Here is a 503-nt window from a genome sequence, read left to right on the forward strand (position 1 = left end):
AGGCCATCGATCTCAAGGCCATCGAGGCCGCGCAGGAGCGCAAGGCGCAGAAGGAGGCAGCCGGCCGATGAGGACGTCGATCGCCACCGTGTGCCTGTCCGGCACGCTCGCCGAGAAGATGCGCGCCGCCGCGGATGCGGGCTTCGACGGGATCGAGATCTTCGAGCAGGATCTCGTCGTCTCCCCGCACACGCCGGCGCAGATCCGGCAGCGCGCCGCCGAGCTGGGGCTGAGCCTCGATCTCTACCAGCCCTTCCGGGACCTGGACGGGGTCGAGGAGGACGTGTTCCGGGACGGCCTGCGGCGATTGGAGGCCAAGCTGGGCGTGGCCCGCGAGCTGGGCATCGACACGATGCTGCTGTGCTCCAACGTGGGCACGGCCACGATCGACGACGACGACGTCTGCGCCGAGCAGCTCAGGAGGGCCGGCGATCTGGCTGCGGAGTATGGCATCCGGCTGGCCTACGAGGCCCTGGCCTGGGGGAGGTTCGTCAACGACTTCG

The 503-nt window shown here is 69.6% G+C and carries 1 protein-coding gene; it reads left to right on the plus strand.

Annotated features, from left to right (window positions below; all coding sequences use genetic code 11):
• Positions 1 to 67 precede the first annotated feature (67 nt).
• A partial coding sequence (locus IG178_RS25215; protein ID WP_193215298.1) for a sugar phosphate isomerase/epimerase family protein occupies positions 68 to 503 on the plus strand: 436 nt, incomplete at its 3' end.

Origin of the sequence: Neoluteolibacter marinus, from assembly GCF_014904755.1 — a bacterium.
In the GTDB taxonomy this organism is placed as follows: Bacteria; Verrucomicrobiota; Verrucomicrobiia; order Verrucomicrobiales; family Akkermansiaceae; genus Haloferula; species Haloferula marina.